Below are 22,103 nucleotides of genomic sequence, written 5' to 3' on the forward strand. Positions count from 1 at the left end.
GAAGCGCCCTTAGAACCTGACATTCAGATCAAATGCGAGGGCAATATTGCGCTCCCGCTTCCCATCGTAAGGACGTTTATCCCAGGTCAGTTTCACCCCGGCATCCACTACGTTATTCCATTGAATACGTTGCCCGTAACCTAACTGATTGATGGCCCCGGCACTGTGCCCTTTTTGCCAGTAACCGCCCGCCCCCGCCTCAAACTGCTGCCTCCAGACCGTGTCGTAATGGCGGTACAGCACATGTTCGGCGCGCAGCCCTGCAACCGCCGAAACATCACGTTTAGGGTTGTAATAAGGCACATCTTCTTTGGTGTTATGGCTGCCGCTGATGCCAGGGATAAAATCAAGAGTAAAAAGTGGCAGCGTCCAGAGGCGTTCTTTGCCGCTGATGCCATATTCCAGCCGATCGTTGCCGTCGGTGAAATGGGCGCCGAAAATTGAAAGTTGATATTCGCGTCGTTCGTTCTGATACCAGCGTAACCACAGATCGCCACCGTTGGCGTTTACCCCATTGCGCAGGGCACGCAGCGGCGTGTTACGGGATAACCGCTCTGCCGAGCCACCGGCCCGCCAGTTGTCGTTGAAATCGTACCAGCCCGAGAGGCGTCCGCCGATTTTCTGATCGCTACCATCGTTGCGTCCGGAGATCTCCATTTCGGCCCAACTGCCCCGAGACGTCCATTCCGCCCCCGCCAGAAGATCCCGGCTGATGCCCTTCCCCTCCTCAAAATCGCCACGGGCAAAGTTGTAGCCGGTAAACAGGCGCCAGTTTTGGTTAATCGGCGGGCTATAAAGCGCAGTGTTGAGAGTAAAATCGTGTTTGCCACTGACCGGACTGTCGGATGAGATGCCCTGAGATCCGGCTATCCGCAGTTCAGCTTTATTGTGCAACGCCATCAGTCGTTCAAGCTGCAACGAGGCGACATCATCCGGGCTGCGGGCGACAACATCCTTCGTCAGCTCGTCAGCCTGCCGCCACTCCTGTAACTCCATGGCCGTCCATGCCTGTTGCCTTTCCAGCGCCAGGTTGCTGGGTTCAATGACTTCGGCAAGCTTCAGTTCGCGCTCTGCGGCACGAGGTAATCCTCTCGCCAGCAGCACTGACGCATAGGCAATACGCAGGGCCTGGTTACCCGAACCGGTACGCGCCAGGCGCTCCGCATGCGTCTCGGCTGCGGGCAAATCATTGATAGCCACCAGATAGTCGGTTTGTAAGGTTTTGGCCAGCAGCCAGTTGTCATTGGGCTGCGGCGTGGGAGAACCATAAACCTTTTGCAGGTAAGGGGTTTCGTTACTGTATGCATCCAGTTGCTGCTTCGCTTCGTCGAAGTGGTTGTTATCAAGACGGGCATACAGCAGCTCCTGTTGATCGTCCATGGTCAGCGGCTTTGAGGCCAGGGTCGAGCCACGCGGAAAATAGATGCTTTCAAGCAGCGACTCGGCTTTGTCCGGCTGCTTCTGCGCAAGATAGGCAGACGCGATCCATCTTCTGGCGTAGTCAGGAACAGGGGTTCCGTCCGCTTCGAGGGATTCAAATTCAGCGACCGCTTCAGCCGTGTGTTTACGGACAACCAGCGCCCCCAGCCGGTCAATTCTGGCGCGTCGCACATCAGCTTGCGCTTCGGGATGGTTTTTCCACTCGGCGATCAGCGCGTTATAGCGAGCCAGTGCTTTGTCTGCCACCAGAAAGCGTTCATCTTCATTGCGGGTAGGCGTGAACGCCGCGCGGACGGTTTGCGCCGCCGCGTCCAGTTCAAGTTGACGTACAATGGCATCCGGCTGTGGGTAGCGTTCTGAAAGGGTCAGCGCGGGGCCGGCAATGCGGTTGGCCGACATGGCAGCCAACAGGGTGGGCACCGCGTTTTTGTTGCGGTCTGAATCGGTATCGAGGTGGCTGGCCGCCAGTACGGAATCCCAGTTTTTCCCCTGAGCATGATAAACATAAGCCAGCAGTGCCTCTCTCTCTGGCCCCGGCTCCTCGTCAGCCCAGCGCTGCGCTTCGGTGATGGCCTGCTCGTTGCGATGGGCATCGGCGAGCGTCATTATCCAGCCGGTGCGGGCGTCGCTATTGCCGGGTTCATCTTGCAGAACGGTTTCCCAGACGGCCAGCGAGGCATTCCACTGCTTTTGGTTACGCAGCGCGCGGGCGGCAGCGACCTGCCCTCTGGCAGGGATGGCCATGCTGTGGCGATAACGATCCCATACCGCCAGCGTCTCGACGTCATTATTGGCCCATGAGGAAACCTGAAGCCAGTCAGCAATCTCCCCTGCCGTTAATTGTGTCTGCTTTTCCCGAACGGCAAGGTATTGCAATAAAGGCTGGCGGTCGCCCTCCCGTGCCTGAATAATAAGTTCGTCGTAAGCAGATGTTTGGGCGTATGCCCATGTCGGGAATAACATGCTCACCATTAATAAGTATCGTCCTGAACGCAAGGGTTTAATAACGCAAGAGGAGCAGGAAACGCTGAACATAGTTAACCCTTTATCTCTGTTTTAACGTGAGCTTTTCATTTATTCATGACTGAATGATGACGAGAATTTATTTGCCAAACAAGAAACAAAAAAGCACAGGAAAATGTTGAATGTCATACTTTTTTCGTATTTACCCTTACCCAATAAAGCACTACTTATTTTCAAATAAACACCTGGACGCTGCTCAAAACGTTAGCAGTCACGCTTACCTTTTACCAACGCATGAAATAAAAAAACACGCCGAAGCGTGTTTTTCAGGTTAATTTCATTCTTTCGTATCAGACTTTTTCTGCAGACTCAGTAAAATGACCTGGCATACGTCTGTTAAAAATTCTTATCCAGAGAAAGCGTGATATACCTCTGTTGATAATCATAGAAATTGATATTGCTATCGACCCGCTTATAGCTGAAATTCAGTTTCGGCATCACCCCAAAGAAATAGAGGTCGCGATGCCAGAGCGAGAGGTTATAGATCTGTTCGTTATCTTTACGTCGCGTGGAGAAGATATCACTGTCGGCCTGGTAATTGCGTTTGGCAATGGCCGTGGTGGCGGCAAAAGAGAGTTGCCAGGGCATATCAACCTGCACCCCGCTGCGCAAACCTACCCGATGGTTAGATTCACTGCGAGTGGAGGTCTGCTGCTCAAGCAGATCGACGCCGGCAAAGCCTGACACCCGGTTACTGAAGGCATGGGACAGGGTTGTAGAAGAGTAACGATTTTGCCCGCGCAAGAAGCGATAATCTTCATCATCATAATCCAGTTTCTGATATTCCAGCGCCTGACTCACCTGCCAGGTGGGCGTCAGTAAATAACTGTATTCCGCGCGGACGCCAGGGCCAGAAGAATAGGCCTCGGTGCCATACCATCTTTTTTCATAAAACGGCAACAGGGCAAATTGCTGCCGGAAATTACGCCATTGATATCCGGCATAAGCCCGGGTAGTCACATCATCAAAATCATGATTATTCCAGTAACTTTTACCGTTTACCGTACCAAGAAATCGCAAGCCATGCTGATCAAAGAGCTGAACATCTTTTTGTAATGCGCCATTGAACCAGAAACCTTCTCCCCGCTGTGGGAAACTATCCTTATTACGAATAAACAGACGATCGCCAACCCGAATGGTTTTACCCGATGAAGCATTATTCACATTACTGTCATTCAAATAACTCACGCTGAATGAACCCGTTAATGCGCTGCCATTCTGAATGCGCTCAAGATACTGTGCAATAACCTGCTGAATATTCTCAGGCGGATTGCTTTGTAATACACGACGAAACTGATAATCAGCCGCGTCAAACTGACGATTTTCAAACATGGCACGCGCTAAATCCAGACGCACTGCAGCAAAGTCAGGATGACGACTCAGAATGGCGCGATAGTGTTCAATCGCCTCTGCATAATTCCCCTTACTGCGCGCCAGGCCAGCGTTGGCAAAATGAATCAGGGTAGCATCGGGATTCGGTGACGCCGCATAGACAGGTAAAATGGCACGAACCATCGGCCACTTTTCTTCACGAATGGCCTGATCGAGTAGCGCCATCGCCAGCTCAGGCTGTTCCGCCAGTTGCGCATTGGTCACATGCAGCGTTTTATCGCCAGGCTCGGTGCGCTTGTCCGGCGTAGTCAGTCGTTCAAGGTGGGGAGCAGCAGGAATCGAGTCGGTTTCCGGCGGCGCAGCAAACGCAACGCTGAGCGGGCACAGCAAACTCAGTGCGCCAGTACGCAAAATATTCATAGAAAGGCTTACCATCTGAAGGTCCGGTCAGCCAGGCTGACCGGAAAACGATTTATTGACGTGTCGCGCCAAAGGAAGCGTTTTTAGTCGAGTCTGCAAACTGCGCCAGACCGCCTAGCTCTTCAGCTGTGGGACCGTTGAAATGTCCGGTGAACGTCCCTTCCTGCCCGCCAGATTGCGCATTCCCGGTGAAACCACCGTTGGCAATGTTGCCCTGCATCGCAACTTCGCTACCGAAAGTATCATTTCCGGTAATGGTGCCGTTGATGGTTTTCGCAGCGAAATCAATGTCAAAGTGAGCATCACTCAGATTATTTTCACGCATACCGTGACCCACATAGGTCGCCGTTCCCTGGGTTGGCACGTTAGCCGCGAGCGTGGCATCCCCGGTGTAGAAGACGTCATGCTGACCTTTTTCATACTGTGTCCAGGTACCGAAGGTGGTGTAACTCATGCGGCCACAGCACCATGACGTTGAAGAGACCGGGGAATGGTCGTCACGGGTGAGTCGCTGGGTTTGCACCAGACCCGCAGAGATCCCGGTGCCGCGCATAACATATTCACGGCCCTCAGGTGTGGTGTAGGTCCAACCAGAAATGGTACCGCCGGTGGTCAGACTGACCGGTGCCGTAGCAGGGGTTTCCGGTGCCGTGACAGGGGTTTCCGGTGTGGTGTCCGTGTTGCCGTTATCCGTTTGCACAGGCGCAGTGGTTACCGGGGGCGTACTGTCACTGCCACCGCCGCCACCACCACCACCGCCACCGCCACATGCAGTCAGTACAAAAGCAGTCAGTAATAAACCAGGTTTTAAGATCCCCATACGCTAAACGTCCTTGGTTGTGAATAAATTCGTAGGATTTGTAACATAATTTTTTTGAGTGAATTTACGCCAAAATATTTAGCATCTCTAATGATTCGTCCATATTTTCGTCAATTCTAAGATTAATCTTAACAACCACTTACACAACGTTGCGCCTGTGGTTCTATTAACCGGCGTTAATTTGACTTAAGGCGATTAATTAGCGCCTTTTTCACGTGCCGTCTATTCTGTGCCCTTATTCATCCTATCTCCTGCTTCTGACAAATAATGTCAGCCAGGTCTTTGCATTTTTATCAACATTTAACTGTTTAACGGAGCACCACTGAACTTATTTTACACCCCTTTATCAGAGGAATAATGTCAGACTGCGTTCAACCAAAACGCCCCTTCCGCCGTTGTCGGTTATTTTGCCCGAGCCTCGCAGCGGCAAACGCGGGGTTAGCTTACCCGTGAAGTCTTCTGTACGGGAGAGCGCCTGAAACAAAGCGTTCAAGCGTATTTAATGCGTGGTGTAATTAATCCGGATTCAATGACTAATTTAATGAAGTCAGAATGAATCCGGATTCATTTTTACAGCATAGGCTTGGTCTTTTTTTGTTGATTCATGTAACTGATGACGGCATTCTGCCACGCAGGATCAATCAGATTTATTTTCGTATTCCCCATAGTAAGGCTTGCCGTACCGCTCTCACAGCCCATTCCTGAAGTGGGCATTGGTTTTTCACACCAGACAGGAAATACACCGCCTGTAGATACCGGCCCGTACTTTTTCAAGGCTGCTTCGACCATGTTGACTTCATTCTCTTTCGTCCATGGTATTTCATAGGTGACATGCGAAACAGCCATCGGATTAGATTTGTTATAAGGAACTCGAGGTTCGAAACTCACCTGCATGCGGGTTCCATTCTCTTCATATACCAGATGAATGATCTGCTGACTTCCTGTAACGATGCTTGGCGTCTGACTTTCCATCGACTTTGATGCTCTTATTTGAGCAGGCTTTATACCAAAGTTTTTCTGCATTGCGGCTTGCGCTTCTTCAATGCTCATTCCCATTTTAACGCCACCAACGTCAAATGATTTGACATCTACGGCACGAACAGGAGGAATTGCATTTGCTGATACAGAAATAAGCGCAGAAGATAAAGCTACTAAATATAAGGGGTGTTGCAGGCGAGTTTTCATTTTCCCTCTGATTAATGCGATGAATTATGGCTATAACTTACATTCACAAAATTTGCTTTGCAACTGAATGCAATAATTTCTCATCAGTTATTAATAAACGCACCAGCAGACCGCGGTTATTGTGTTTTTAAAATTTTAATTACCAACAAACCCATCAAGGATATATTTCGTGCATTAGGAATATTCCTGTTTACATGATCAGTGCGCCCCCTAAAAAGGTCATTCAATTCATGGTTTAAATTATGAAGAGGGATATATCTTGCAGATTCCAGTCAGGCCAAGGCATCAACATGGGGGCCATAATCAAATCGCATACATCGGTAGGTGGACTTTAAGTACCTCCCTTTTATTTCAACGTATTTTGTGAGACTCCCGGATTTTTAACCATCAGCAGGTACTCTTTCGGCATCAGATTATTCAGTGATTTATAAGACCTCTCGTCTTTGGATTGCTTCAAGCCCAACGTGTTGTCCATACAAAAACGCTAATGTATTACCATCAGGTTTGCGCCGCTGGTCAACAGACATGCCGCTCATAAAGCGCAATACTTTTATCTCATTCTCTGCGACAACAGCGCTCCCCTGACGTCCGCTTTGTGCAGAAGCGGTCGCGGGCTCCTTCATGATCCTCTGACGGGGTCATCCTATGAGACAGGCGTGCCTTTAATGGCGATTTGAGCGCGTTGCGGAGTAGACCATCGCGGCTCCGGGAGCAACTTTACCGTAAGCTGTAGATACCCGCGTTCCAGTAGCCCTTACCCTGTCGCTGGCACTTTTTCCAGCCCAACGATATGAGTTCTTTTGCAATCAGTCTGTTCATCACTCCATGCCCCATCAGTAACACCGGGCCGTTTGATTCTTTTGCATACGCCACAAGGATTCTCGCCGCCTGAAAGGCACGGTGTTTCGCTACTTCCAGAGGCTCCGCATTACGGGATATGCCCAATAGCCACATGACACGGAAAAAAGCAGCCCAGAGGGTTGGAGATAATCTAAAAATGGGCATGTGAAATATCGGCAATCCCGCTTCCCTGAATACCTCATCTACGCATTCAGGTTCACGGCCTAATGCGTTCAAAGAAGAAAGTGCTCTGGGAAGATTGCTGCTTAAAATCCGATGCGCGCTGGACGCTATGGCTAAACTGGACTCTGACGGAATATCGTTGCCCGTATCAGAGAGATCATATCCTGTGATCCAATCGGCCATTTCATAGCTCGTTACTTTCGAAGAGCCAGTAAAAGCAGGCCTTCCATGACGCATTAAAATAATTTCCATGCAACGCTTCTTGTTAATAAGTCTTCAAATGCAGGCAGACTACGCTATCAAGACAGCGTGCACTACCACCCTATTTAGGGTTGACTACAGGATTGAAATATCTCATCAAGTGAATAACGCAGAACCGATCAAATGACTCAAAGAGCGCAAAGCAGCGTTAATTGCGGCTTTTGATTTTGACTTACCTCCTCAAAACAATGTTAGCGAACCCTTATTTCCAGCGTTTACGTCTCAGGGCGAGAATTAACAGGAGAAGAGATATCCAAACTGATTTAAACGCAGGGACGCTTCAGGCAAAATTTGGTGGGTAATGGGGATGCTGGTCGTTTCGATACAGCACCCCGTGTGATACCAGGAACAAAGTCAGGAGGTCGTCACTGTAGACTGCAAAGAGCGAATGTTACTTTCGAGATACTGGCTGAGCGGTTTACTACACGCTTCGCTTAACCAGGTATCCACTGCGATCCGCATAGCACCCACACCTGTCATAGCAGCGATCTTAAGCGCCTGCACTCTCTCCGTTTCTGGCCAGAGTACGCAGAGAGCAGCATGAGCGGCCTCCTCCATTTTGAGAAACTTCATCTGGTTTCCCAGACGCAACTGTTCTGTCGACTGAGTGATCCTCGCTATCAGTATCGCCACGTCAGGAGACATATTGATTGTCATCGTCATCAGGGCTTCGCTGACTAGCCCGAACGGCGTTACCGTTTTACCTCGTCTGAGAATTTCGGCATACAGGGCGTCAGGCAGACCATTCTGCCAGGCAAGAATGATCTCTTCTTTAGAGCTGAAATAGTTAAAGAATGTGCGTCGCGCGATACCCGCGTGACTGGCGATATCATCAAGGGTGGTCGCCTCAAACCCTTTTTCGGAAAACAGTTTCAGCCCTGTTTCAGTCAGGTGCTGGTACATTTCCCGGCGCTTCCTCTCACGCAGGCCTTCATGCGGTGATGACGATTCTGACACGATACTTTCCCGTCCTTATTGAAATAATGCACTCAGTGCAATATATTGAATTGCACCGGGTGCAATTTTATCCCGGTCAGGCTGGCCTTCACAAGCCATAAAATTTATTCGCCACTCACTCCCTCCATGATCAGGATAATCCTATGAAAACTCACCTCGCTGACGATATTTTCACACCCACCGGAACCCGTCTTAGCCTCAGGAGGATGGGTTATGGCACCATGCAACTGCCCGGGCCGCACGTATGGGGGCCGCCGCGCGATAAAGAGGCGGCAATTGCCGTGCTCAGAGAGGCGGTAGAGAGAGGGGTAAATCATATCGATACAGCCCAGTTTTATGGCCCGGACGTTGCGAATCAGCTGATACGCGAGGCACTGTCACCCTATCCAGACAGCCTGACCCTGGTCACCAAAGTAGGTTTTGTCCGGGGAGCCGATGCCTCCTGGCAAATTGCCCGACGTCCAGAAGAGCTTGAACGCGCAGTGTATGAGAATCTTAATACGCTGGGACTCAGTGCGCTTGATATCGTCAACCTGAGACTGGGGAATGCCAACGGCCCTCAGGATGCGCCTTTCGCTGACTCACTTGAGGCGCTTGTCCGTTTACAGCAGAGAGGATTAATCCGCCATATCGGGCTGAGCAATGTGACTCACAAGCAGTTTACCGAGGCTAAAGCTATCGCTGACATTGTTTGTGTACAGAATCAGTACAACCTCGTCAGTCGCAGCGATGACGCATTTATCGACGCGCTTGCAGATGAAGGGGTGGCCTACGTACCCTTTTTCCCGCTTGGGGGGTTTACGCCGTTACAGTCCTCGCTGCTTAACGAGATTGCAGAAGAAGCCAGTGCGACACCAAAGCAGATAGCACTTGCCTGGCTGCTTCAGCGATCGCCCAATATTCTGGTTATAGCGGGCACTTCCTCGGTGGCGCACCTGCGCGAGAACCTTGCAGCAGCCAGTTTGTCGCTCTCGGCAGACCAGGTCCGTCGTCTTAACGAAATGACTGAAAATAAATAAAAAAGCCGCCGAAAGGCGGTTTTGACGTTTCAGGCTCGCAGGTGTTCTTGTGCGTCATAGTGCGCCCGGAAACGGACTCTTTACGCCTCGACGCCTTTAATGACAGGTGCCATAAGCCATTCTGTAAAACGTCCGCTTTTCGCTCAAAGCGGACGAGTATGAAGTTGGTAGCCATCGCAGCGAGTACGGACAAACAATGCAGTGAGCAAGACTAGAGTCTGTCGCCAGCTTCGTTCAGGAACTTAAGCAATGGTGAAAAGTTGCGACTCACATCAACTGACGTGGCGCTGGTACAGCGCTACTTTCTCGGCCGAGAAGGGACATACCCTGCTGACCACGCGGCGCGGCTGGGACAAGGGCAATCGCGCCTCCGTTGAATCGCTGCTGAATAAACGCTGCACTATCCTTACGGCTCCGCCAGCTGACAGCCCTCATCCCGATTTTTCTTAGTCGCGCAGCTGCTGCGCGATTGCGCTATACATCAGCGACGCCTCCAGCGGCTGGGCGCTAAACGAGGGTTCCGCCTGCGGCCAGGTCGACCACTGCACAATCACCAGCTGCTCGGCGGGGTTAACCATAATAATCTGGCCATAGATGCCCAGCGCCCAGAGCGACCCCTTCAGCGACTGCTGCGGCGTAGGCTCGACGTTTTTCGCGTTCGCCGGCACCTCGTTGTTCCACCACTGGAAGCCGTAAATGCCCTGCGGATGCGCGACGGAAACCGAGCCCTGTGCCTGCGTCCAGCCAGAGGCGAGCTTCAGCCAGCCGTCCGGCAACGCTTTATCGCCGTCCGGCAGGCGCCCCTCATGCCGTACAAACTCGCCGAAGCGCCCCCAGTCCTCCAGCGTGGCGTTGAAGCCGTGCGCGCCAACGTCATGTTTGCCGGGCTGATAGGCGTGCCAGACACCGTCACTCGCCATGCCGTAAGGCTGCCAGATGCTCTGCTGCAGATACGCGGCGAGCGACATGCCGGTGGCGCGCTCCAGCACGTCACCCAGCAGCCAGGCGCCGCCCGATGAGTAGGACCAGTGCTGGCCCGCCGGATGTGCCTTCTTCAGGCTGGTAATCAGCCCGCGCACGCAATCATAGGTGCCAGCACGCGCCTCGCACTGGGTCAACTGGGCAAAATCGGAGTCGGGTCTTGTGTAATCTTCATTCCACGCCACGCCGGAGGTGTGGGTAAGCAGCTGTCGCAGCGTCACGTCCTGCCAGGCGGTGCCTTTCAGCTCCGGCTCGTAATCGGTGACCTTGTCATCCAGCGAGTGGATTTTCCCCTGTTTCAGCGCCACGCCGACCAGCGTCGACACCACTGATTTACCCACCGAGCGCGAGGTCCAGAGCGTGCTGTCGTTGTTGCCGTGCGCCAGATATTTGTAGGCGATCTGGCCGTTTTTCAGGACCAACATCCCCGCCACGTTCTGACGCTGCAGGTAGTCCGCCATGCTGTAGCGGTGGCCGTTGACGCGGTAGCTAACCTCACCGAGCTGATGCTTCGCCAGCGGCAGCGGCTGGGCGGTACCGTGATGAAAAACATCGGCGGGATAGTTGCGGTAGTCGTTGCGAAAGCCCACCACGCGATCCTGTTGATCCCAGTTGAGCATGGTTTTGGGATCGGGCAGGTCGCGATCGAACGGCGTCGGACAGACGCTCAGCGGTACGCCGCCGCAGGACTCAGGCTCAGCGGCTGTTGCTGCATACGACAGCAGCGCAGCCGTCGTCAGCGATGCTGCCAGTAGCAGGTTTTTTTTACTTTTCATCACTCTGTTTCCTTCTTAGCAAGCCTTAAAATTGACGAGCCGTAGTATAGATTTGGCCTGCGCTGTGCAAAAATCAGCATATGTGGGGAAATCCCCCCAACCAGTTACATCAGGGAGCAGATATGGCCTGTCTCAGTTTTTCCTTTGCGCAAATAGAGGCGTTTTCTACCGTCGCCGCGCTCGGCACCGTTTCGCAGGCGGCGAAACAGCTTGGCAAGGATCGCGCCACGGTCAGCGAGCTAATTGAGTTTCTGGAGGCGGCACTGGGCTATGCGCTCTTTTCGCGACAGGGCCGCACGCTGGCGCTGACGCCAGAGGGTCAGCGGCTGAAGCGACAGGCGGCGCTGCTGATGCGCCAGGCGCAGGCGTTCGACGCGGCGGCGCGCCATGTCCGTCATGATATCTCCGACGAAATCAGCCTGGTCTACGATCCCTTTGTGCCACGCCCTTTTCTCTGCCGTCTGATTGAGACGCTGGCGGAGAGCAACATCCGCGTCAGCGCCTGGAGCGCGGCGCGCGAAGAGGCGGAAGCGGCGCTCGCCTGCGGCGCGGTGCAGCTGGCGCTCTGCCAGGCGCGTAACCGCAGTCTGGGCAGCGAGATGGCGTGGCGCTCGGTGGGGGTGGTCGAACTCGATTTTTACGCCGCCGCATCGCTCTTCGCGGACGAGCAGCCGGTATCGCTATTCGAACTCGCCTCGCAGCCGCAACTGGTGATGCATCCGGCGCCCGACGGCGTGGCGGCGAAGCAAGGACGCATCGCCGATCGTACCTTCTACACCAATGACCGGGCGCTGCTGCGCCATATGCTGGAGAGCGGCCAGGGATGGGCCTTTCTGCCGAAGCATTTTGCCGCCGCCAGCTGGCGTGACGTTAAAGCGATTGATGTGGAGGTGGGCAATCTGGCGCTGAGCCAGATGATCGTGATGCTGTGGAAGCCCGGCATGACGATAGATTTCGCCGTCAGCGAGGCGATAAAGATCATTCCCGATGTCTGGGCGGAGCCAGCCGTGACGCTTGCCGGCCATGCTGGTTAGCGGATGGGGCCGACGACCTGGCTATATCGGGAAGCCGGAGGAGGCCCACAGGCTGTGAGATTGAATGTCCGCTTTGTGCCAGACGCGGCCATTGGCTCTTATATGATGCCCTGTCGGAATCATCCTGAGAGGCAGGCGTGCCTTTAATGGCGATTTGAGCGCGTAGCGAAGTAGACCACCGCGGCTCCAAGAGCAACGATGAGCGTATCTTCAACCAGGCCACTTTTGGTCTGCCCTATCCCTTCGATGGCTTTTTTGCGTGCCGCCAGCGTGGCATAGGCCAGTGGCACGGCGGCAGAGACAGCGATCGCTGCTCCGGCTTTTTCTTTTCCGCTGGGTGCCAACGCGGCACCCGCAATTCCTGCACTTGCCACGCGGGCTGACAAGCCCAAAAACACGGTGCGGTCTGGCGCTGACTTCATCTTGTCGCCAAAGAGTTCACCTACCCCCATCGCGAACGCGCCGAATTTAAATAACGGACGGTCGAGCAGAAAAAGATGGCCCGTTGTGTTGCGCCCGGCAATGCGTGCTGCGGCGATGGCCGCCATCGGCGTCATGGAACGGCAGCTGGCAACAACGCCAATTAAGGCGGAATAAACAAATTGGGTTAATTTCATTCATTATCTCCCGGATAAATAAAAGTTTTTATTCTTTAAGCTTTATTGCGGTAGAAGTCAGGAACACTCTTTCTGATTAACGCATTTACACGGTCACGTTATTTACGCTTTTTCATCTGAGCACGGTATGTCACTGCAACAGTCAGTATAGATGAACGGCCTGAGACAGCAGGATTGACGGGAATAGCGGGTTGAAGAATGCTGCCGCAATTATTTGCCGGGCCAAACCTCAGCGATAATCCTCAGGCAATCTGGCTTCTGCATGAATGGCGACGTGCTGACGCCACTAGGTGGATTATTGTTCTTCAGGAAGAACGCATGCCGATCGGTCGCTCCTCGCTTATAGCGAAACAGGCAACGGACTGTGGAGTAAGCAGACATGGCGAGCGTCATTATTAATAATCGTTGAGCATTAACAGGGGAATGGTAAGGTTGTTGTTTGCTCACTTCCAGAAAGGCCTTCGTTATGAACAATATAATACGGAAGAATTATCCTGAGTTAGGTGAAGTAAAGGCACCTTATGTTCATTCTGTAAAACATGGCAGCACGCTCTATGTTTCAGGATTGACCGCATTTGGCACACCTGCTCAACATAAAGGCATTGTTGAGCAGGCTGAAGAAATATTCAGTCAACTCAGGAAAATTGTCAGCGTAGAAGGCGCGGATTTCTCAGCCCTGATCAAAGTGACCATTTTCATTACCTCTTTTGAAGAGATCGCTGCGCTTCGTGAAGTGCTGTACCGAAATTATGGTCATCACTTACCTGCCAGTTCGCTCGTGGAAGTCAGCCGCCTTTTCTCTCCAGACCTCTCAATCGAAATTGAAGCTATTTTTGGGCTTTAATTCATTCCTGACGGCCGGGTAGTGATGGCTATTCGGTTAAATGAACGCTTTATCATTCCCGTATGTCCGCTTTGCGCTCCTGACTGACATTCAAGCCGTCGTCATGGCCTGGGTGTGATTCACCTGAACTGCCGTGCCCTGCAAGCATGCCGACACGCTGGAAGTCATTTCCCCCATGAATAGTGGCGAGAAGGACACAGTGCTGGCTTGAGATGTGCGAGGCACCTGTCAGCGGGAACGCTGCGCGGGTACGGCCTGCGCAATAGCGGCCTGCATCTTCTCAGCCTCGCCCCTCGCCTACAAAAACCCCATTAAAATCACGCCTTTATAGAAACATTTTTTAACACTAACTGTTTACATTGAAATGAGAATTCATATTATTCCGATAATCACTATCACCTTTAAAGGGTGATTCACGTGCGGTACGGGGCATCAACGCCTCTGACACCTTGAATAATCAGGATGATCACAATAATGAAAGCGCGTCGCTATTGGGCTTTAAACCCTTGTTTATTAATGATGTTAGCCGCTAATGCCTCGGCTGAAGGACAAAAAGAAGAGTCGCTGGTGGTCTCCGCCAGTCGTACAAATCACAGCATTACCGACATGGCACAGACCACCTGGGTCATTGAACAGGCTGACATTGAGCAGCAGGTTCAGGGCGGGAAAGAACTTAAAGAGGTACTGGCGCAGTTGATCCCCGGTATGGATGTCAGCAGCCAGGGGCGTACCAATTATGGTATGAATATGCGCGGCCGTTCCATGATGGTGATGGTTGATGGCGTGCGTTTAAACTCCTCGCGCAGCGACAGCCGCCAGCTGGACTCTATCGATCCGTTTAATATCTCCCGCATTGAAGTGATCTCCGGCGCGACCTCCCTCTACGGCGGCGGCAGTACCGGCGGCTTAATCAATATCGTCACGAAAAAGGGCCAGCCAGAAACGGAAGTCGAGTTCCAGACCGGCGTAAAGTCGGGCTTCAACAGCCATAACGATAATGACGAAAACATTGCGGCGGCAGTCAGCGGCGGCAACGACAACGCCTCGGGGCGGCTGTCAGTGGCGTATCAGCGCTTTGGCGGCTGGTATGACGGCAAGGGTAACGAGGTCAACATTGATAACACCCAGACCGGTTTGCAGTATTCAGACCGTCTGGACGTGATGGGCACCGGCACCCTGAATATCGACGATCATCAGCAGTTGCAGCTCACCACGCAGTATTACAAGAGTGAATCCGACGGTAAGCACGGCCTGTATCTTGGCGAAAACTTCTCGGCCGTGACCGGTTCCGGCAATGCGTACAATAAAAATAATCTCGACTCCGACCGTATCCCTGGCACCGAACGCCATCTTATTAACCTGCAATATTCCAACACCGATTTCTGGGGTCAGGATCTGCTCGCACAAATTTACTACCGCGATGAGAACCTGACGTACTACCCCTTCCCTACGCTTTCAGGTGGCCGGGTCACCAGCATTGGCGCATCCCAGCAAAAAACCGATTTTTATGGCGGCAAACTCACCCTCAACAGTAAACCTCTGGATGCGTTAACGCTGACATGGGGTGTGGATGCCGAGCACGAAACCTTCGATGCCAATCAGCAGTTCTTCGACCTTAACAAAGCAGCGGCCAGCGGCGGCATGAAGCTGGATAACGCCTATAACGTCGGTCGCTATCCGGGCTACAGCATCACTAACCTCGCCCCGTTCCTGCAATCGAGCTATGACTTCTCCGCCATCACCCTGAGCGGCGGCGTGCGTTATCAGTACACCGAAAACAAGGTCGACGATTTTATTGGCTACGCCCAACAACAGGGGATTGCCACGGGCCGAGCCACCTCGGCAGACGCTGTACCGGGCGGGAAAACCGACTACAACAACCTGCTCTTTAACGCCGGTATTCTGGGTCATCTGACCGAACGTCAGCAGCTCTGGTTTAACTTCTCGCAGGGCTTTGAGATCCCGGATTTGGCGAAATACTACGGCTCCGGTACTTATCAGCTGGTGAATGGCCATTACCGCCTGGTCAACAGCGTTAACGTTAACGACTCGAAACTTGACGGTATTAAGGTAGATGCCTACGAGCTGGGCTGGCGCTTTACCGGGGATAACCTGCGCACCCAGATTGCGGGATACTATTCGCTCTCCGACAAAACCATCAACATCAACAAAAGTGACATGACCATCAACGTGGAAGATGATGAGCGTCGCATCTACGGGGTTGAAGGCCAGGTGGATTACTTCTTCACTGACAGCGAGTGGAGCACCGGCACAAACTTTAACGTGATCAAATCGGAAACCCGCGTCGATGGGAAATGGGAAAAGCTAACGGTAGACAGCGCCAGCCCGTCCAAAATGAGCGCATGGGTGACCTGGGCGCCAGGCGACTGGACGCTGCGTGTGCAAAGTACGCAGACCTTTGATTTGTCTGATGAAGCGGGTAAACGCATTGAAGGCTATAACACCGTGGATCTGTTAGGTAGCTATCTTCTGCCGGTGGGCAAGCTGAGCTTTAGCGTTGAAAACGTCCTGGATGAAGACTACACCACCGCATGGGGACAGCGCGCACCGGGTCTGTACAGCCCAACCTACGGGGCGGAGAACCTCTATACCTATAAAGGCCGCGGTCGTACCTTTGGCCTGAACTACTCGGTCCTGTTCTGATAGTAACAACTACCGCCTGCAAGACGGGCGGTAGTTGACAGATATCACTGCTCCGGTAAGAATGCTGTACATTAAAACAGTATTTTTGGAGATCTGTCATGTTCGTGGAACTGGTTTACGACAAACGAAATGTTGCGGGGCTTGCGGGCGCCAGGGAAATCATCCTGGATGAATTGACCAGACGCGTGCACCGCATCTTTCCGGACGCCGAGGTGAAGGTTAAGCCGATGCAGGCGAACGGTCTGAACAGCGATGCCAGTAAAAGCGATCGGGAAAAACTCAATCGTATGCTGGAGGAGATGTTTGACGAAGCTGATATGTGGCTGGTTGCTGAGTAAGCCTCTCACGCCCTGAGACGGAAACCGCATCTTGCCCCCAGCGTCTATACTCCACAACGCCTGAAAAAAGGGTTCATCTTTGAGGTTTCCGCTATGACGACCTTTCATCAACTTTCTGCCACCAGCCTGCGCGGCCAGCTTATCCCGATGGCCGACTATGCAGGTAAGCTGGTTCTGGTGGTGAATACCGCCAGCCACTGTGGTTTTACACCGCAATACGCCGGCCTGGAAAAGCTTTATAAAAAGTACGCCGACCAGGGGCTGGTGGTGTTGGGTTTTCCCTGCAACCAGTTCGGTAAGCAAGAACCCGGCAATGCCGACGACATCACGCAGACCTGTCAGATCAACTACGGGGTGAGCTTTCCGATATTCGAGAAAGTGGACGTTAACGGCCCAACGGCGCACCCGGTGTTTCGTTACCTGCAAGACGAATTACCCGGCGTGCTGGGTAAGCGGATCAAGTGGAATTTCACTAAGTTCCTGATCGGACGCGACGGCAAACCCATCAAGCGTTTTGCACCGCTCACCACCCCGGAAAAACTGGAAGCCTCTATTCTTGCTGCTCTCGACATCTAGCGGTTGTGCCGCAACGCGCGGCAGCACATTTTGGCTGCAACACCCATCAGGAACTGGTATACTGTATATAATTACAGTACGGAGGGCGCATAATGGCTGTTGAAACAAAATTTGTTGTCGTAAGAAAAGGTGAAGAGAAAATGACATTTGCCAGTAAGAAAGAGGCTGACGCTCACGACAAACTGCTCGACCTGGCAGAAGCGTTCACCGACTGGCTGTTGCAAAGCGGTAAGCAGATGGATGAAACGCAGGCTGAAGATCTTGGGCTGTATCTCGCCGAGCAGAAAGAGGCTGTGCAGCATATTCTGCGTACCAGTAAGGTGCCCGATCGCAATGCCACACCTGCAACAGATAACACCGAGTCAGATGCGGCTGGCAGTAAAAAAATCAGAGCGGTAAAAGCGGCCTGATAGCCAGAACACATCATCACCGATCCTGAACGCCGTAAGCAGAAAACTGCTTGCGGCGTTTTTTTATGTGAGGGGTCATGACGGCTTCATGGACGAGGCTGACATATCCGCTGTGTGCCAGAAGCAGAGGACAGGCGCTATAGTGTAAGCCTCAGAATTAAAGAGAATCGGGATATGACAGAAACACAATACAGAAGTGCGCTGCACGATATTCTTCACATCCACACGCAGGAGGCGGTCGAAAAGATCCGCGGCATTAAGGGCATTCTTCCCATAAAAACGCAGGCCGCTGAGGTGGGTATCCATCCCGTCCAGGATGAGGACGGGATGTTTTCAGTCATGATCCATCTCCGGGGGCCAGATTTATACGTGTTAAACAGCGCTATAGCGCCTTACCGGGAGCTTTTCGACGTAAAATTTATCGACGGTAAACTCCAGCCAGACGTGCCCATCTTCGACCCTGAAGAGGTTTCGTTTCCGGTCAACGATATTATTGTTGAGGCAGCCATTGGCTGGGTTAAACAGGTCTGGGCCTTGTCTGACGGTTTAGGCATTCCGGCATACGTATTTGGTGAGGAGTGCGACTGTACAGAAGGGCTTATTCCTCTCGACTAAGAAGATGAATTCTTCGTCTAGGGAGAGAGCCTTCCAGCCACGACGGGTGCGTTTCGCTTGCCCGTCCCACAGAAAACGTCGTGGAACAGCCATCAGCCTGCCGACCTGAGCGTTGTGCGCGGATGTTCAAAGATACCCCGCGCTTTTATCACATTGTCCGCAACCCTCGACATCTCAAAGAAACCGGTGATCGGGATATCTTGCTGGTCGCCCCCTTCCCCCACCAATATTTGCCCTAAACTCCCTGCATACCTGATGTATTGTGATTAACACAAACCACAAAGGACACCTGCGCCATGCTAAAAATCCTCGGCAAAACCACCTCCATCAACGTGCGTAAAGTGCTCTGGACCTGCGAAGAAATCGGTCTGGACTATCTCCAGGAAGATTACGGCAGCGGCTTTGCCTCGACGGAAACCGATGCCTTTCGCGCACTGAACCCGAACGCCATGGTGCCGGTGCTAATCGATGGCGATTTTGTTCTGTGGGAATCCAACGCGATCTGCCGCTATCTGGTGCGCAAAGCCGGGCGTGACGATCTGCTCCCCGGCGATCCGCAGGGGTGTGCTAACGTCGAGCGCTGGATGGACTGGCAGGCAAGCGAATTTAACAACGCCTGGCGCTATGTCTTCCCGGCGCTGGGGCGTAAAAACCCGGACTTTAACGATCCTGAACGCATTGCGGCGGGGATTAAGGAGTGGAACCACCATATCGCGATCCTTGATCAGCAGCTGCAACGCACCGGGGCATGGGTGGCGGGCGAGACCTTTACCCTGGCCGACGTGGTGCTGGGGCTGTCGGTGAACCGCTGGAAAATGACGCCCTTTGACCGCCCGTCGTTCCTTGCCATTGAGGCCTGGTTTGCACGCTTAAACCAGCGTCCGGCATTTTTACGCCACGGGAATAATGGAATGCTGTAAGCATCCCGCGCCGTCTCGCGATTGCGACACAGTAGTCGGGAGACGTTTCGCGTCCGGGTTTAAATAATCGCTTTTTTAACAAGGTTATTTTAATTAATTACTAAATCTCCCTCCGCCTCCGGTGCCGTAATAATTAAGCTCTATCCTGGACAACCCGTTAAAACGCTTTGCTAGCCTGATTATTCAGGCAAAGCTCAAACCGGAGGTATTCTTTGCTGATTAAACTCAAGAAAGAACGAACGCATCAGGAGGATCGTCGGCTTGCCCTGTGGCTCGCCACCTCCGCGGGATTGCTGAATGCCATTGCGCTGGGGGCATTCGGCTTTTTCCCTTCCCATATGACCGGCAACACCTCACAATTTTCCAGTGAAGTCTCCTCAACGGATCTGAATGATATTATTTTCTTTGCCACGATTATTTTAGCCTTTGTCACGGGGGCAATCGTTGCGCGGATTATTGTTTTATGGGGCATTGTTCATAATGTCCGGCTCATTTTTTGTCAGGTTTTGTTTATTGAAGGGTTATTACTGGCCGGTGTGTCCCTGTATGAAATGTTTTTTCATACCTTCACCACCAACCGTGAAATTATTGTTTTTCTCTGCGGCCTGATGGGGATCCATAATTCAACCTCCACTCAACTTTCCGGTGGCCGGGTAAGATCGACTCATATTACCGGTACGTTAACCGACGCAGGCATTTCGCTGGCCTCCGTGGTAGTGGCGATGCTCCGCAGGGACTACTCCAAAGATACCGCAGGACAAAAAAATCAGCTGATAACCCATCTCACCACCCTTTTCTCGTTTATCACCGGGGGTATTGCGGGGCTGATACTGTTCAGGTGGTTTGGCTTTAACGCGATGCTGGCGCTGGGAGTCATACTGGTGCTCGTGGCCGCCTTTTCCATTGTCAGTACCTCACTGCGTGTGCGCAAGGTTCGCGCTGCGCTTAGCAAATCATAAACCACATCCTTTCATTAAGTGACGGTGTCACTTAATGAAATTATCTTTAAGACAATTCTGCCCGCCACCTGTCAACCCTTATCCCATAAGGCATAACCCCATGTTTCCCTCACTTTCATAGGGTTACAAATTTCGCCGCTTCGCTGGAACCCTTCCCGTTCGCTTGCTATAGCTCAATGACCCCTGCCGATTCATGGCATAACAACAGGCAACCGATGGTTGCTATAACGCATGCGCACAGGGAGACACACCGCAATGCATCCACTATTCAAACGTTCGCTGCTTTTTGTCGGCGCGATTATCGTGGTCGTCGCCCTCCTCGTCTGGGGAATTGGGCTGGAGACCATCAAAGCGCGTCAGGTTGACCTGGTCTATCTCGGGCAACAGCATCTGATTTTAGTCTTCTCGTCGATGTTCTTCGCACTGCTGGTCGGTATTCCCAGCGGTATCTTGCTGAGCCGTCCGGCCGCGCGCGGTATCGCCGAATACGTCATGCAGATCTTTAACGTGGGGAATACCCTGCCGCCACTGGCCGTTCTGGCGCTGGCGATGGTGGTGATTGGTATTGGCGATACCCCTGCCATTATTGCCCTGTTCCTTGCCTCGCTGCTGCCGATTGTGCGTAACACCTACGCCGGGCTGTGCTCGGTGCCTGGCTCGTTACTGGAAGCGGCAAACGGTATCGGCATGACCAAATGGCAACGGCTGTGGCAGGTGGAAATTCCTAACGCCTGGCCGGTGATGCTCTCCGGGATCCGCATCGCTACCGCCATTAACGTCGGGACTGCGCCGCTGGCCTTCCTGATTGGTGCCAGCAGCTACGGTGAGCTGATCTTCCCGGGTATTTACCTGAATGACTTCCCGACGCTGATTTTGGGTGCCGCGGCCACCGCCCTGTTCGCCCTGATTCTGGATACGTTGCTGGCGGCGCTGGGTCGTCTGATGAGCCCGCATCTCGCACGATAATTATAATAAGGAGCTTTTATGAGACTGTTTACCGGCCTGACGGCGCTATGCGCCGCCGCGCTCTTCTCCAGCCAGGCGCTCGCCGCGCCGCTCATTCTGGCGACCAAGAGCTTTACCGAGCAGCATATTCTTTCGGCCATGACCGTGCAGTACCTGCAAAAGAAAGGGTTTCAGGTACAGCCCCAGACCAACATTGCGACGGTCATCTCCCGCAATGCCATGATCAACAAGCAGATCGATATGACCTGGGAGTACACCGGTACTTCGCTGATCATCTTTAACCACATCAACAAACGCATGTCACCGCAGGAGTCTTACGAGACGGTGAAACGCCTGGATGCGAAACACGGCCTGGTGTGGCTCCAGCCTGCTGACATGAACAATACCTACGCCTTCGCTATGCAGCGTAAGCGCGCCGAAGCAGAACATATCAACACCATGTCGGAACTGGTGGCAAAGGTTGAACAGGTGCGTAAAACCGACCCTGATAATAACTGGCTGCTCGGTCTGGACCTGGAGTTTTCCGGGCGCAGCGACGGCATGAAGCCGCTGCAGGCCGCCTACAACCTGGAGCTTGATCGCCCGCAGATCCGCCAGATGGACCCTGGTCTGGTCTATAACGCGGTGCGCGATGGCTTTGTCGACGCCGGGCTGATTTATACCACCGACGGGCGCGTGAAGGGTTTTGACCTGAAGGTACTGGAAGATGATAAAGGCTTTTTCCCGAGCTATGCGGTGACCCCGGTGGTGCGTAAGGACACCCTGGAGGCCAATCCGGGTCTGGAGGAGGCGCTGAACACCCTCTCTGCCCAGCTCAATAACGACGTTATCACCGAGCTGAATAAAAAGGTGGATATCGATCATCAGTCACCGCAGCAGGTCGCCCGTGATTTCCTGCGTAGCAAGCAGCTGCTGTAAGGAGG

The 22,103-nt window shown here is 52.9% G+C and carries 21 protein-coding genes; 13 read left to right on the forward strand and 8 right to left on the reverse strand.

Going from position 1 to position 22,103, the window contains the following annotated elements; translation table 11 throughout:
- Positions 1 to 9 precede the first annotated feature (9 nt).
- The 6 genes from pgaA to ACF8PE_RS00770 all read right to left on the reverse strand — a co-directional run bounded on the left by pgaA (position 10) and on the right by ACF8PE_RS00770 (position 8,461).
- Complete coding sequence (pgaA, locus tag ACF8PE_RS00745) at positions 10 to 2,475, reverse strand: poly-beta-1,6 N-acetyl-D-glucosamine export porin PgaA (protein ID WP_103793224.1); 2,466 nt, start codon at positions 2,473 to 2,475, stop codon at positions 10 to 12.
- A 324-nt stretch (positions 2,476 to 2,799) separates the two neighbouring features.
- Positions 2,800 to 4,230 carry a surface lipoprotein assembly modifier gene (locus ACF8PE_RS00750; RefSeq protein ID WP_392494268.1) on the reverse strand — a complete coding sequence of 477 codons (1,431 nt, stop codon included), beginning with the start codon at positions 4,228 to 4,230 and terminating at the stop codon, positions 2,800 to 2,802.
- Positions 4,231 to 4,267: 37 nt separating this feature from the next.
- The gene (locus ACF8PE_RS00755; RefSeq protein ID WP_392494270.1) at positions 4,268 to 5,035 is read right to left on the reverse strand and encodes a Slam-dependent surface lipoprotein; all 768 of its coding nucleotides are present in this window, start codon (positions 5,033 to 5,035) and stop codon (positions 4,268 to 4,270) included.
- Between the two features lie 570 nt (positions 5,036 to 5,605).
- Positions 5,606 to 6,220, reverse strand: coding sequence for a hypothetical protein (locus ACF8PE_RS00760; protein ID WP_059308020.1), 615 nt, complete (start codon positions 6,218 to 6,220; stop codon positions 5,606 to 5,608).
- 717 nt (positions 6,221 to 6,937) lie between these two features.
- Complete coding sequence (locus tag ACF8PE_RS00765; protein ID WP_392494272.1) at positions 6,938 to 7,495, reverse strand: histidine phosphatase family protein; 558 nt, start codon at positions 7,493 to 7,495, stop codon at positions 6,938 to 6,940.
- A 363-nt stretch (positions 7,496 to 7,858) separates the two neighbouring features.
- A complete protein-coding gene (locus ACF8PE_RS00770; protein WP_032617913.1) occupies positions 7,859 to 8,461 on the reverse strand; it encodes a TetR/AcrR family transcriptional regulator in 603 nt (200 codons plus the stop codon).
- A gap of 143 nt (positions 8,462 to 8,604) precedes the next feature.
- Between ACF8PE_RS00770 and ACF8PE_RS00775 the strand changes: the two genes are divergently transcribed.
- Positions 8,605 to 9,480 (forward strand): oxidoreductase, encoded by an 876-nt coding sequence (locus tag ACF8PE_RS00775; RefSeq protein WP_144883214.1) that lies wholly within the window; start codon positions 8,605 to 8,607, stop codon positions 9,478 to 9,480.
- A gap of 249 nt (positions 9,481 to 9,729) precedes the next feature.
- A complete protein-coding gene (locus ACF8PE_RS00780) occupies positions 9,730 to 9,930 on the forward strand; it encodes a hypothetical protein (RefSeq protein ID WP_186371763.1) in 201 nt (66 codons plus the stop codon).
- On the opposite strand, the gene ACF8PE_RS00785 is transcribed toward ACF8PE_RS00780, so the two are convergent.
- Positions 9,927 to 11,237, reverse strand: coding sequence for a serine hydrolase (locus ACF8PE_RS00785; RefSeq protein ID WP_164540278.1), 1,311 nt, complete (start codon positions 11,235 to 11,237; stop codon positions 9,927 to 9,929). The two genes, ACF8PE_RS00780 and ACF8PE_RS00785, sit on opposite strands and share 4 nt — an antisense overlap.
- A 122-nt stretch (positions 11,238 to 11,359) precedes the next feature.
- On the opposite strand from ACF8PE_RS00785, the gene ACF8PE_RS00790 reads away from it, so the two are divergent.
- Complete coding sequence (locus ACF8PE_RS00790) at positions 11,360 to 12,271, forward strand: LysR family transcriptional regulator (protein WP_392494274.1); 912 nt, start codon at positions 11,360 to 11,362, stop codon at positions 12,269 to 12,271.
- Between the two features lie 143 nt (positions 12,272 to 12,414).
- Here ACF8PE_RS00790 and ACF8PE_RS00795 read toward each other — a convergent pair whose 3' ends face one another.
- Positions 12,415 to 12,888, reverse strand: coding sequence for a hypothetical protein (locus ACF8PE_RS00795; protein ID WP_392494275.1), 474 nt, complete (start codon positions 12,886 to 12,888; stop codon positions 12,415 to 12,417).
- A 466-nt stretch (positions 12,889 to 13,354) separates the two neighbouring features.
- Between ACF8PE_RS00795 and ACF8PE_RS00800 the strand changes: the two genes are divergently transcribed.
- The 10 genes from ACF8PE_RS00800 to osmX all read left to right on the forward strand — a co-directional run bounded on the left by ACF8PE_RS00800 (position 13,355) and on the right by osmX (position 22,098).
- Entirely contained in the window at positions 13,355 to 13,732 is a 378-nt protein-coding gene (locus tag ACF8PE_RS00800; RefSeq protein WP_130588924.1) for a RidA family protein, read from the forward strand.
- 474 nt (positions 13,733 to 14,206) lie between these two features.
- Complete coding sequence (locus ACF8PE_RS00805) at positions 14,207 to 16,396, forward strand: TonB-dependent siderophore receptor (protein WP_077226688.1); 2,190 nt, start codon at positions 14,207 to 14,209, stop codon at positions 16,394 to 16,396.
- 98 nt (positions 16,397 to 16,494) lie between these two features.
- Positions 16,495 to 16,734: a DinI family protein gene (locus tag ACF8PE_RS00810; protein WP_032617907.1), complete on the forward strand. Its 240-nt coding sequence runs from the start codon at positions 16,495 to 16,497 to the stop codon at positions 16,732 to 16,734.
- Positions 16,735 to 16,827: 93 nt separating this feature from the next.
- Positions 16,828 to 17,310 carry a glutathione peroxidase gene (locus ACF8PE_RS00815; RefSeq protein ID WP_032617906.1) on the forward strand — a complete coding sequence of 161 codons (483 nt, stop codon included), beginning with the start codon at positions 16,828 to 16,830 and terminating at the stop codon, positions 17,308 to 17,310.
- Positions 17,311 to 17,402: 92 nt separating this feature from the next.
- Positions 17,403 to 17,720: a YebG family protein gene (locus tag ACF8PE_RS00820; RefSeq protein WP_032617905.1), complete on the forward strand. Its 318-nt coding sequence runs from the start codon at positions 17,403 to 17,405 to the stop codon at positions 17,718 to 17,720.
- Positions 17,721 to 17,894: 174 nt separating this feature from the next.
- Positions 17,895 to 18,335 (forward strand): DUF6389 family protein, encoded by a 441-nt coding sequence (locus ACF8PE_RS00825; protein WP_392494278.1) that lies wholly within the window; start codon positions 17,895 to 17,897, stop codon positions 18,333 to 18,335.
- A gap of 296 nt (positions 18,336 to 18,631) precedes the next feature.
- Complete coding sequence (locus tag ACF8PE_RS00830; protein ID WP_392494280.1) at positions 18,632 to 19,255, forward strand: glutathione S-transferase family protein; 624 nt, start codon at positions 18,632 to 18,634, stop codon at positions 19,253 to 19,255.
- A 212-nt stretch (positions 19,256 to 19,467) separates the two neighbouring features.
- Positions 19,468 to 20,214 (forward strand): YoaK family protein, encoded by a 747-nt coding sequence (locus ACF8PE_RS00835; protein WP_032617902.1) that lies wholly within the window; start codon positions 19,468 to 19,470, stop codon positions 20,212 to 20,214.
- A gap of 255 nt (positions 20,215 to 20,469) precedes the next feature.
- A complete protein-coding gene (gene osmY, locus ACF8PE_RS00840) occupies positions 20,470 to 21,180 on the forward strand; it encodes an osmoprotectant ABC transporter permease OsmY (protein WP_032617901.1) in 711 nt (236 codons plus the stop codon).
- 18 nt (positions 21,181 to 21,198) lie between these two features.
- Positions 21,199 to 22,098 (forward strand): osmoprotectant ABC transporter substrate-binding protein OsmX, encoded by a 900-nt coding sequence (osmX, locus tag ACF8PE_RS00845; protein ID WP_032617900.1) that lies wholly within the window; start codon positions 21,199 to 21,201, stop codon positions 22,096 to 22,098.
- Positions 22,099 to 22,103: the final 5 nt, after the last annotated feature.

The sequence above is a fragment of the Leclercia sp. GLN_9 genome (assembly GCF_043105735.1).
Lineage (GTDB): Bacteria > Pseudomonadota > Gammaproteobacteria > Enterobacterales > Enterobacteriaceae > Enterobacter > Enterobacter adecarboxylatus.

Coding starts and splice junctions, on each gene's coding strand:
- pgaA (WP_103793224.1), bottom strand. CDS start 2,475: ATGTTCAGCGTTTCCTGCTCCTCTTGCGTTATTAAACCCTTGCGTTCA.
- ACF8PE_RS00775 (WP_144883214.1), top strand. CDS start 8,605: ATGAAAACTCACCTCGCTGACGATATTTTCACACCCACCGGAACCCGT.
- ACF8PE_RS00780 (WP_186371763.1), top strand. CDS start 9,730: ATGGTGAAAAGTTGCGACTCACATCAACTGACGTGGCGCTGGTACAGC.
- ACF8PE_RS00805 (WP_077226688.1), top strand. CDS start 14,207: ATGAAAGCGCGTCGCTATTGGGCTTTAAACCCTTGTTTATTAATGATG.
- ACF8PE_RS00795 (WP_392494275.1), bottom strand. CDS start 12,888: ATGAAATTAACCCAATTTGTTTATTCCGCCTTAATTGGCGTTGTTGCC.
- ACF8PE_RS00785 (WP_164540278.1), bottom strand. CDS start 11,237: ATGAAAAGTAAAAAAAACCTGCTACTGGCAGCATCGCTGACGACGGCT.
- ACF8PE_RS00825 (WP_392494278.1), top strand. CDS start 17,895: ATGACAGAAACACAATACAGAAGTGCGCTGCACGATATTCTTCACATC.
- ACF8PE_RS00830 (WP_392494280.1), top strand. CDS start 18,632: ATGCTAAAAATCCTCGGCAAAACCACCTCCATCAACGTGCGTAAAGTG.
- osmX (WP_032617900.1), top strand. CDS start 21,199: ATGAGACTGTTTACCGGCCTGACGGCGCTATGCGCCGCCGCGCTCTTC.
- ACF8PE_RS00820 (WP_032617905.1), top strand. CDS start 17,403: ATGGCTGTTGAAACAAAATTTGTTGTCGTAAGAAAAGGTGAAGAGAAA.
- ACF8PE_RS00800 (WP_130588924.1), top strand. CDS start 13,355: ATGAACAATATAATACGGAAGAATTATCCTGAGTTAGGTGAAGTAAAG.
- osmY (WP_032617901.1), top strand. CDS start 20,470: ATGCATCCACTATTCAAACGTTCGCTGCTTTTTGTCGGCGCGATTATC.
- ACF8PE_RS00765 (WP_392494272.1), bottom strand. CDS start 7,495: ATGGAAATTATTTTAATGCGTCATGGAAGGCCTGCTTTTACTGGCTCT.
- ACF8PE_RS00810 (WP_032617907.1), top strand. CDS start 16,495: ATGTTCGTGGAACTGGTTTACGACAAACGAAATGTTGCGGGGCTTGCG.
- ACF8PE_RS00790 (WP_392494274.1), top strand. CDS start 11,360: ATGGCCTGTCTCAGTTTTTCCTTTGCGCAAATAGAGGCGTTTTCTACC.
- ACF8PE_RS00750 (WP_392494268.1), bottom strand. CDS start 4,230: ATGGTAAGCCTTTCTATGAATATTTTGCGTACTGGCGCACTGAGTTTG.
- ACF8PE_RS00755 (WP_392494270.1), bottom strand. CDS start 5,035: ATGGGGATCTTAAAACCTGGTTTATTACTGACTGCTTTTGTACTGACT.
- ACF8PE_RS00760 (WP_059308020.1), bottom strand. CDS start 6,220: ATGAAAACTCGCCTGCAACACCCCTTATATTTAGTAGCTTTATCTTCT.
- ACF8PE_RS00815 (WP_032617906.1), top strand. CDS start 16,828: ATGACGACCTTTCATCAACTTTCTGCCACCAGCCTGCGCGGCCAGCTT.